We start from the raw sequence: 11,982 nt of genomic DNA, 5'->3' as shown, positions 1-11,982 counted from the left end.
CATGCGCTTAATCGTTATAATCAAGAAAAAATAACACTTGTTAGGGGAGGCACCCCAACTTAGGACATCGTTCCTTTGTTGGGGTGCCTCCTTTTTTTGTGTGCCAAAAAGGAGAGTAGACGTTGAAGAAATCAGGAAAACGTGTGAAGAAACAAGCGGAACAGTTAACCAAAGTGGTGCTGGCATTTGCGTTATTATCACCTCAAGCCCTGTTGCTTGAATGGGGTGCAGCCACGGTAATGGCTGAAACGGTTGAAACAATCGGGATTGTATCCGATACGTCCAGCATGAAGGCTGTACAGTCTTCCAAGGTGAAAGTGGAGATGAACAGTGACGGTAAATACAGAATTGTATTACTACCAAACACAAATGTATTTTACGGTGGCGATACAGGGAATGTATCCACCATTATCGACCATAACGGATCTCCCGTGAACTTCAAAACATTGCCGCTGAATTATTACCGAATTAACAATAATGTGATTGAAATGTCCCGGCAAAAGGACAATGTGGAATATATTTTGCGTGTATCTATCGTTAATGCTACCTCACAAGGTGGGTACATGAAGGTTGAACTGGAAGCTATCAACCGTAGTGGAACGGCACTGAATTTGGGTGGAACATTTTATTGGGATACGATGGTGAATGGCAATGATGCATCTCCGTTTGAAGTCATCGAGAATGGATGGCGCAATTATAGCGGTGGTGTTCAGGTCACGGCTTTTTATGCGAATACGTACAATGTTGTGAATGCAGATCGCATATATATGGGCCAGTACAGCAGTCCAGACAGTGCCCAACTCACAGGAGGGTCTTCACCTTCAGCATTCACTCCAGGCCAGACCGTTACGGCGAGTGATACAGCTGCACAATTTTGGTGGGACGCCAAGTCAACAGTAAATCAGGCTTCACGCAAATTTTCAACCATTGTGGGGATCGGCCCCAAAAATGCTCCACCTTCATTTACCTTAACAGCACCCTCTTCAGGTCAAACCTATTACAAAGGCGAGCAACTTCAGATCTCTGGTACAACGCGAGATACGGATGTAGGCGACCTATTGACCGTAAAATGGTCCATTGATGGTGGGTCCGAGAACATTCTGACCCAGATGACCGCAACGGGTTCTAATCAGTCTTTCAACACCAATTACACTTTGCCTGACACCCTGCCAGATGGCACACACACATTACAAGTATGGGTCATGGATGACAAAGGTGGGGTGTCCTCAGCAGACACCGTTAACTTTACGGTAAGAAGTTTTGTTGTGCCCGGAACGCCGACGTATACATTGGTTAACCCTAATAACTTGACGGTGAACTGGGATAAGAAGGCGAATGATGCCTCCGTTACGTATGAGCTGAAGAATATGACGACGAATCAGATCGTGGATACAGGTACATCAAACAGTCGGCAGGTGACTGGGCTCACTCCGAATACCAGTTATTCTTTTGCCGTACGGGCCAAAAATTCAAGTGGTTCCTTCACGGGGTACTCTAGTCCATCCACCAAATATACATTGGCCAATCCACCCGCTGCTGCAGCTGTGACACAATCAGGCAACTCCGTTACAGCGAGTTGGAATAATAATGGAAATCCTGCAGGCACCCATTACAAAACGGAAATACGCAGTCCAGGTGGGCAAGTACTCGGAACGGGAACAACAACTTCCACACGTACAGCGTTTGCCCTGACCGGACTCGCGGACGGAAAATATGAAGTATTTGTGGCGGCATTGAATGGAGAAGGGATACAGACCCCATTTATATGCGCTGGAGAGATGATGAAAGATACGACGGGTCCAACTGCTCCGTCTGTTACAGTCACTCCATCCTCATGGACTAAGGAAGATGTTCTCGTCACGGTCGAAGAAGGAAAGGATGCCTTGAGCGGAACTCAGAAGACTGAAGTGAAAGTTGGTCAGGCAGGAGAATGGCGTGAATACAGCGCTCCGTTTACCGTAAGCAGTGAAGGCAACACAACTGTTATGGCACGCAGTATTGATACGTTTGGTAATACAGGACAGGAAACGGCTGTGACAGCCAGGGTAGATCGGACGGCACCAACACCACCTGTTATCTCTTTGAATCCGCCCGAATGGACAAAAGCGGCAGTAATTGTGACATTAACGGAGGGTATGGACGAAGCAAGTGGCATTGGTCTGACACAGTATAAGCTGGGAAGTGAGGGAGAATGGATCGACTACAGGACCCCTTTTACACTCAGTGAAGAAGGAATAACGGAGATTTATGCACGAAGTGTCGATCGGGCCTCCAATGTCAGTGCTTCCACTTCGGCAACAGCCAGAATCGATAAGACTGGGCCTGAGCAACCAACGATTACGTTAAGTGAAGAGGATTGGACGAATCAGGATGTAACTTTTGCGATAAACAGTGGTGAAGATACGGGCAGTGGGCTTGCCAAGAGCCAATATCGACTTAACAAAGAAGGTCCCTGGATCGATTACACGGGCGAAGTGACGGTTACCGATGAGGGAGAAACGATCGTATATGCACGCTCACTTGACCGTGTGGGCAATATAAGCACGTCCGCTCAGGCTAAGGTTCGAATCGACACGACAGCTCCAACCGAGCCGGTGATTAGTTTAAGTTCTTCTGGATGGAGTAAAGAACATGTGCAATTTAATATCGCTGGTAGTGTGGATGAACGAGCGATATCCTATGAATACAGCTTGAATGATGCTCCGTATATGACAGGAAATACAGGTACAGTTAGTACAAACGGAGCTACCACCATTCGGGCGCGAGCAAGGGATACCGTTGGCAATGTGAGCAAGGAAGTCAGTCGAATCGCCTATGTGGATCAGATGGCTCCAACGATTACATTTGCACCGAACGGACATGGCTGGACGGACATGGACATATCCACCACCATTCAATATGCAGATGCCCACTCAGGCATTCAGGAACTGGAACGATTCTATCAAGTTACGAACAGTGCAGAATCACCGGAGCATTGGCTTGAAGCTCGCTCTGACGAGCATAAAATATCCATCGAATCGGAAGGCATATGGTACATCCATGCGAAAACCATGGACAGAGCAGGGAATACATATGAGACAACATCATCACCTTACCATATTCAACGCAAGCCCCAGCAACCGAATCATGTGAGAATGACACAGATCGCTGAGACATCAGCTGAACTTACAGTGGACTTGCCAACTGGGGAAAGGTATACCGATGGATATCAGTATGAGATAACGAATAAAACAACAGGACAGTCATGGACACTGGATTATCCTAACCACAGTATAATCGATCACTCTCTAAGTGGTGGTCAGGTCTATGAATATGAAGTTAGAGTGAGAAACCATACCGGAGTAAGTGATGCAGTAAGCGCTCAAGTATTAACTATCCCGGCAGCTCCCGGAACGTTGCGCGTTCGAAAAGTAGATTCGCAACCCAATTTGGCCGAAATTCAATTTGATTCAGTACGAGGAGCGGATGCTTACCGCATCATCGCGACTACTTCGGACGGTGCCACCGTATTTGATCAGAAGGTATCTGATCCTGGTAGCCTTCCCTATGTCAGCAACCTCGTTCCAGGAACCATTCATAACATTTCGGTAACGGCAATGAATGAAAGTGGCGCAGGTGGTAGCAGTAGGACCGGATTTCTCACACTGCCGGCAATGCCCGGTGAGTTTATGGCCGTTCAGATTCGGGAGCATGATATTTCATTAACGTGGGATACGGTGACTTCTGCAACGTATTATGGTCTTTCGCGTGATGGAACAGCTATATATGAAGGAGAGCAGACAGAGTATCTGGATTCAGGTCTGGATAGTGGCACGGAGTACAGCTATGCGTTGATTGCCGGAAACGAGACAGGCCCAGGGCCCTTGGCAGGATTACCTTTGCTCAAGACTTTACCTGGGCAAGTGTCCGGCTTACAGGTATCCGATGCTTCCACAGCGAGCCTTCGTCTGAATTGGGAAGCAGTACGAGGAGCCGATCGTTATGAGTTATGGTTGAATGGAGAGAAGTCGGGAACGGTTTCTGCTGGAACCCAAGAATGGGTCTTTGCGGGACTGAGTTCAGGAACATCTTATCAACTGGATGTACAAGCAGTGAACGGAAGTGGACAGGGGATACGCAGTTCGGTATCAGGAACAACACTACCGGAGAGCCCGTCGGGACTTCACGTTGTTCAAGTAACTGAACAGGGAGCAATCTTGAGCTGGGAGCCTGTAGCTGGGGCAACGAAATATCGGGTGGTCATCGATGGACAGAGCCATGAGATATCAGATACACAACTCGCGGTTCGCCATCTGTCAAACAGTCGTGAGTATACCTATGAAGTACAGGCGGGCAATGCTGCCGGGTACGGTGCATCCACCAGTAGTACAATTCTTACGCTACCTAGCAGGCCGGAAGGGCTAATTGTCACATCGACTGATGAGACAAGTATGGGACTTGCATGGCAAGCTGTAGATACGGCGAATCTCTATATTGTGAAAATCAATGGAACAGAAGTGGGCAGAACATCAGAACAGGCCTACAAGGTTGAGGGATTATTGCCAGGTACAGAGTACGCTTTGCAAGTTCAGGCTACGAATGCTTCTGGTCCAGGTGAGACAGCGCAGCTCATCCGATTGTCCAAACCTGTGTCTCCTGCCGAAGTACTTGTTGATCCAGGAGTACATCATGCAAAAGTTTCCTGGTCTCTCGTGGAAGGTGCCACTGAATACGTGATTGAGCAGAATGGCAAGGAGATCTATAGAGGAATGGAGAATGAAGCAACGATTACAGGGCTCCAGGATGGAACGAGGCATCGCTATCAACTATGGGCGGTCAACAGACAGGGAACTCGTTCTGAAGCGACGGATGTATCTCTGCTGACTTTGCCTCAGAAACCCGATAAGGTTCCAGTATATGATGTGGCAAAAAACAGCCTAGGTCTGGATTTCAGTAACACTGGTGTCCAAGGGGCAGATCATTATGTCATTGAACGGGATGGAAGAGAGATCGCTCAGATGGATTCAAGTGAAACCCAATTCGTAGACAAGCATCTGTCGCCAGGAACGAAATACACTTATGTGATTCGGGCAGTCAATGCGAGTGGAACGAGTGCGCCGCTTACTTTCGGTATAATGACTCAAACTTTGCCATTGGTTGCAGAAGATATCACAGTGAAAGCAGGAACACATCAGGTGGATCTGGCTTGGGATGTTGTTCAGGGAGCTGTTGCATATGAGATTCGCAATCGGGTAACGGGAGATGTACAGAGCGTGTCTGAACCGTCTGTACATCTCAATAGCATGCTGGATGGTACAGCGTATGAATTCGAACTTGTTGCTATTAATGAAGATGGTCATCGGTCAGAGTCTATTCAGATTGAAGTTTTAACGAAACCCATATCACCTCAGACGGCAGGTATAACCCACATCACAGATCAGACTGCGGTACTGGACCTGACTGGAAGCTTCACACGGGGAGCAGAGCAATTCATTATTATGCGGGATGGTGTTGAAGTCGCTAAGGTTCCAGCAGATCAAACTTCATTTGAAGATCATGGACTGACACCAGGAGAGCATTACACGTATACCATCAAAACATCCAATGCAACGGGAGAGAGTGATTCCGGTTTCGAAGTTTACTTACGAACGTTGCCAGCGACCATTCATGAACCTTTACATGCAAGCAAGATTGGAGAAAAGGGGGGATTGATCTCTTGGCCTAAGGTACAAGGGGCGGAGGGGTATATCATACGTATCGGAGATCAGATGTTCACCACTATTGAAGAAGGTGATATCACAGAGGTGAAATTAACTCATCTGGAGAGTGCAACCCGATATGATCAGGTACAGATTATTCCTTATAATACGGCTGGTTCAGGAAACCCAATGACCGTGACTCCTTTTTACACCTTGCCTCATGTTGATTCACTGGAAATGAAGATATACCCCGAGACAGATCACGCCAAACTGGAATGGGACTTCCCATATGGGAACGAAACATTTGTTGTATTGCTAAACGGTACTGAAGTATATAAAGGCAAAACAAAAGAGTTTATTGTTGAGCAACTAGATGCAGGCAAACAGTATACGATTGAAATCTACACAGAGAATGATCAGGGAGATGCATCGGAGAAGCTGGCGTATTTTGTCCTGACCAAGCCAGCAGCTCCGGTCAAAGTGGAGTATCATTCGGCGAAGGACCACATTCGTCTTATATTGGAACAGAGCCGGGTCGAAGGTGCCGAGCAGTTTATCATTGAGCGTGATGGTGTAGAGGTTGCTCGTGTTCCTGCAGACGAACTGTTCTATGACGATAAGGAACTTGAACCGGGCGTGAACTATATCTATACAGTGAAGACCATGAATGCCTCGGGCAGTAGTGATGGTGGTTATTACCTTCATGCAATGACTTTGCCCGGTAGTGCTGCTTCACCTCCTGTAGTAGAGGGACGTTCCACGTATGGTGCAGACATCGTATGGGAACTGATTCCTGGTGCTGCGGGTTATCGAGTTTATCGAAATGAAGAGCTTATCGGAACGACAACGGAGACATCTATACATGTGTCTGATTTGAACAGTGCAGAGCGTTATACTGACTTTGCAATCATCCCATTTAATGAGGCAGGGGAGGGTGAGGCGCTCCAGGTTCCGGAATTCGAGACGTTGCCTTCCGAGGAACTGACAGTAGCAGCCATAGCGCAAGGTACGAATAAGATTAAGCTAACTTGGGAACTGGATTCAATGAATGAGGTGATTGTGATCACCCATAAAGATCGTGAGATCTACCGTGGCACCGAGCGTAGTTATGTATGGTTAGGGCTGAATGCCGAGCAGCATTATGAGGTGGAAGTATGGACGGAGAATTCAGCAGGTGAGAAAAGTGAAAGCAAACGGGCCGCAGCCATGACTTTTCCGTATCCACCATCCGCTTGGAGCGGTAGTGGTACAGCTTCAAATCCAGCAGGTACTTCGATAAAAGCCGATGAGGTGAGTCCACAACCTGAACCTTCTGATGAGCAACCTGAGTTACCTGCGAAAAAAAATATCAAATTTATTGATATCAGCCAAACATTTAATAAAGACCAGATCACCTGGCTGGCGGAACAAAATATCATTCAAGGTGTAAGTGAAACACGTTTCGAACCACGCCGTCCGATCACACGTGCAGAGTTTACCGCACTAATCGTGCGTCTGATGGGTGTGGACACAACGGTCAATCAACAGCATGGATTCCAGGATGTGAACGATGAGGATTGGTTCGCTCCCGAGATTAGGGCAGCAGTTCACCATGAGATGGTTCAAGGGATGGGGAATGGCAAGTTCGCTCCGTATGCACTGGTAACACGTGAACAGGCATCCAAGATTATAGCAAATGTTGTTCGTAAAATCAGACCGGAACCGCTGACTTCCCCAAGAGCGTTTACCGACCAGACTGATGTATCATATTGGGCCAAAGAAGAAGTGCAGGAACTTGCAGGTTTGTACATGATTACCGGATATGAAGACGGCAGCTTCCGTCCCATGCAGCACTTAAGCAGATCCGAAGCTGCAGCGCTGATCTTCCGCTTAAATAAGCTGATTCAAGTCATGGATGAGAACCGTACAGATCAAGTGGAGAAAGCGTCAGCGTTCGATCGTCATATCTAGATTGAATTGATTCTTACATGTGATACTGCAATCATCGGCAGTAACGACATTACCGCTTGATTGGTTTTTAATGCTATAATGGTTGCCAATATGATAAAAAAAGGGTAATGAACAATGGTGATGAATAATGAATAATAAATTTATCCGGATATATGAAGATATTGCAGATCGTATTCGGACCGGAGAGATTGAGGCAGGGACGCTGCTTCAATCGGAACTGGATCTATCGGAAAGTTATCAAACGTCTCGAGAGACTATTCGCAAAGCATTGAAAATGTTGTATGAAGAAGGTTATATTCAGAAGATTCAAGGCAAGGGTTCGATTGTACTGGACATACGCAAGATCGATTTTCCCATCTCAGGTCTGGTTAGCTTCAAGGAATTGGCCAAAAAAATGGGACATCGTGCTCAAACGTATGTGAAGGTTTTCGAGGAGAAACAGGTTGATCAGGCGTTGCACAAAAAAATTAACTTTGGTCTGAATGAACAGGTCTGGGAAATCAGACGTGTGCGCAAAGTGGATGGAGAGCATGTCATACTGGACAAAGATTACATCAGCCAGCGGCTTGTTCCTGGGCTCAGCAAAGAGATCTGTAATGATTCCATCTATGAGTACATTGAACAAGAGTTGGGGCTTTCCATTTCGTTTGCCAAAAAAGAGATTTTGGTGGAAGAACCAACCGCTGAGGACAGGGAACTACTTGACCTTGAAGGGTTCCATAATGTGGTTGTGGTGAGGAGCCAGGTGTACCTGGAGGATGCCAGTCAATTTCAGTATACGGAGTCGAGGCATCGACCGGACAAGTTCAGATTTGTGGATTTTGCACGTCGCAGATAAGTTAATCAAGATCGATCAGAGAGAACCTATCACTGCATTATTCAGTGGATCGGTACTCTCTTTGGTTATGGGGGAATCCGAAGATCGTCCATCAAGAACCGCTTAATGTCAATGTTCTTCCTGCATGTCGGAGCGTATGATCACAATATATACGAGGCCGAGGAGTGAGGGAATTGAATCACGTGACAGCAAAATTAAACGTTCGCATATGGGAAGAAACCAGAGATATCCCAACCTATGGTACAGGTAAACCGGACAAAAATCCGATGTTTCTTGAAAAGAGAATCTACCAGGGAAGTTCGGGTAAGGTGTACCCGTATCCTGTGATCGACAGCATTGAAGATAAGGCCCAAATGAAATCGTATCGAATAATTATTCTCGAAAATGAATATGTACGTATCGAGATGATGCCCGAACTGGGTGGACGGATCTATCGTGCGTTGGATCGGACCAACAACTACGATTTTGTATATTATAACCGGGTGATTAAACCTGCACTTGTGGGTCTGGCAGGGCCATGGATTTCCGGAGGAATTGAATTCAACTGGCCACAGCATCATCGGCCCAATACGTTTGGTCCAGTCGATTATACATTTGGCAGTAATGAAGATGGAAGCGCTACCGTGTGGGTGGGTGAGATTGATCGCATGTATGGTACCAAAATGACCGCTGGCTTCACATTACATTCCGGCAAAGCCTATCTTGAAATCCATGCCGAGGTATACAATCGCACCAGCGCACCTCAAACTTTTCTATGGTGGGCCAACCCGGCTGTAGCCGTCAACGATCATACGCAATCCGTGTTTCCGCCTGATGTAACAGCTGTGCTGGACCACGGAAAACGGGACGTATCCCGCTTCCCCATCGCAACCGGAACCTATTACAAGATGGACTATTCCGAAGGTGTGAATATCTCGCGATACAAAAACATACCCGTTCCAACATCCTATATGGCGTATAAGTCGGATTATAATTTTGTGGGGGGTTATGACCACGGGGTTCAGGCAGGTTTGTTGCATGTAGCCAATCATCATATTTCTCCGGGCAAGAAGCAATGGACCTGGGGGAACGGGGAATTCGGGCAAGCCTGGGATCGCCAGTTAACGGACGAGGATGGACCATATATTGAATTAATGACAGGGATCTATACCGATAATCAGCCTGATTTTACATGGTTACAGCCTTATGAAGCGAAATCATTTTCACAGTATTTTATGCCGTATAAAGGAATTGGTATGGTCAAAAATGCATCGATTGATGCAGCGGTTAATCTGGAAAAGGATGAAACGACCGGAATGGTAACCGTGATGGTATATGCGACGTCGGTTTTTGAACAAGTGACCGTTGAAGTGATAGGTCCAACCACGATATATCTCCATGAGAGATGTAATATCTCACCTACGGAACTATATAAATCTTCATTCTCGTGGAGCGGACAAGATGAATGGCATCAGTTGAAGTTAAGTGTTCGAAGTGGGGAAGGAAGAGTACTCGTGGCCTATCAGCCTGAACGTTCTGAGATTCAGGAAGTTCCAGATCCGGCCACAGCACTCCCGCTACCATCCGAGATTCGTACGAATGAACAACTATATCTGGCTGGTCTTCATTTGGAGCAATATCGGCATGCCACGTATGAACCAGAACCTTATTATCTGGAAGGGTTGAAGCGTGATGCAACGGATATTCGTCTAAACATTGCGTATGGCACATTGCTGCTGCGCAGAGGGTTGTTTCAAGATGCAGAGAAGTATTTCAGACAGGCCGTTCAATCGCTGACGTGGAAAAATACGAATCCATATGATAGTGAAGCTTTTTACCAACTCGGTCTGAGTTTGAAATTACAGGGGAAACAGGAAGAAGCTTACGCAGCACTGTATAAAGCCGTATGGTCTGCACAGTATCAGGATACGGGGTATTGTATGCTTGCTCAGATCGATACGGCGTTACATCGAGACCTCGAAGCATTGGATCACATCGAACGTTCGCTGATTCGTAACACCAGAAATTATAAGGCTCGACATCTGAAGGTGGCTTTGCTGCGTAGATTGGGTCAAGATAAGCAGGCAATCCAATATGCGCGTGAGACATTGGAACTGGACCCGGTTGAATTTGGAGCCGCACATGAATTAGTCCTGATCTACAGCGGAGCAACTGCACCTTCAGAGAGAGAACAAGCGGGGCAAACACGTGAGCATTTCCATCGTCTGATGAGAGGAGACGTTTATAATTATCTGAATCTAGCCGCAGATTACGCGGATTGTGGATTGTGGGAAGAAGCACTGACGGTACTCTCGTATGTTGAATCCGAAAATTCACAGCCTTATCCTATGGTTGGTTATGCTCAGGCCTACTTGTATCGTCAGCTGGGGGATGTGGAGCGGGCTCGGGAATGTCAAAAGCAGGGGGAAGCTGCTCCAACGGATTATTGTTTTCCTAATACGTTATTTGAATTCATGGTGCTTCAGGATGCATTGGCAGTGGATTCGAATGATGCGCGTGCTCACTATTACCTGGGAAATTGGTTATATGATCATAAACGCTACGAGGAAGCAATCACCCATTGGGAAACTTCACGCGAGGTGAATGCTGCATATTCGACTGTACATCGGAATCTGGGACTGGCTTATTATAACAAGCTGAATCGCCCTGATCTTGCACTGGCATCATTAGAGGAAGCTTTCCGGTTGGATTCACAGGATGCCCGAATCTTCTACGAGTTGGATCAATTGCACAAGAAGATAGGGTATTCCTGCGAGCATCGAATCAAATTGCTGGAACAACATATGGAGTTGATTCACCACCGTGATGATCTGTATATCGAGTGGGTGACTTTATTGAATATGCAAGGTAGTCATCAAGAAGCATGGAATGCCCTTCAGACCCGGCGGTTTCATCCATGGGAGGGTGGAGAAGGTAAGGTAACAGGACAATATGTTACGGCACTGACGGAACTGGCAAAGCGAAATCTGGAGAAACAACAACCTGAACTAGCATTGGAGCTGTTGAAGAAGGCTTTGGTTTACCCGGAGAACTTAGGTGAAGGTAAATTGGAGGGAGCCGGAGATAACCCCGTTTACTTTTATCTTGGCTGTGCCTACCAGCAACTGAAGAATAATCACGCTGCAGAGGAGAATTTCCACAGAGCCTCAATCGGTCTGAACGAACCGACAAGCGCGATGTTTTATAATGATCAGCCGCCGGAATCGATCTATTATCAGGGACTGGCCTGGCAGAAGTTTGGCAATGTGAAGGAAGCAAACAGGCGCTTTAACAAACTGATTGATTATGCCGAAAGACATATGCATGATCACATCCGAATGGATTATTTTGCGGTATCTCTGCCCGATTTTCTAGTATTCGACGACGATCTCAATCAGCGAAATGAAGAACATTGCCGGTATATGCGGGCATTGGGTCTTCTGGGACTGGGTCGGACGAGTGAAGCCAAACTTGAGTTGGAGCGGGTACTGGAGAAAAACCCGAATCATCAAGGGGCAATCATCCATCGATAATTGA

General features: G+C 46.7%; 3 protein-coding genes. All 3 read left to right on the top strand.

Going from position 1 to position 11,982, the window contains the following annotated elements:
• Nucleotides 1-122: 122 nt before the first annotated feature.
• The 3 genes from NSQ38_RS22470 to NSQ38_RS22460 all read left to right on the top strand — a co-directional run bounded on the left by NSQ38_RS22470 (nt 123) and on the right by NSQ38_RS22460 (nt 11,978).
• Entirely contained in the window at nt 123-7,628 is a 7,506-nt protein-coding gene (locus NSQ38_RS22470) for a fibronectin type III domain-containing protein (RefSeq protein WP_339784113.1), read from the top strand.
• Between the two features lie 127 nt (nt 7,629-7,755).
• The gene (gene treR, locus NSQ38_RS22465) at nt 7,756-8,466 is read left to right on the top strand and encodes a trehalose operon repressor (protein WP_339784112.1); all 711 of its coding nucleotides are present in this window, start codon (nt 7,756-7,758) and stop codon (nt 8,464-8,466) included.
• 173 nt (nt 8,467-8,639) lie between these two features.
• Nucleotides 8,640-11,978, top strand: coding sequence for a DUF5107 domain-containing protein (locus NSQ38_RS22460; RefSeq protein ID WP_339784111.1), 3,339 nt, complete (start codon nt 8,640-8,642; stop codon nt 11,976-11,978).
• Nucleotides 11,979-11,982: the final 4 nt, after the last annotated feature.

Origin of the sequence: Paenibacillus sp. FSL R7-0313, assembly GCF_037969885.1 — a bacterium.
In the GTDB taxonomy this organism is placed as follows: Bacteria; Bacillota; Bacilli; order Paenibacillales; family Paenibacillaceae; genus Paenibacillus.
Note: the sequence above shows the minus strand (reverse complement) of the source record. Positions and strands in the feature narration are given on the sequence as shown.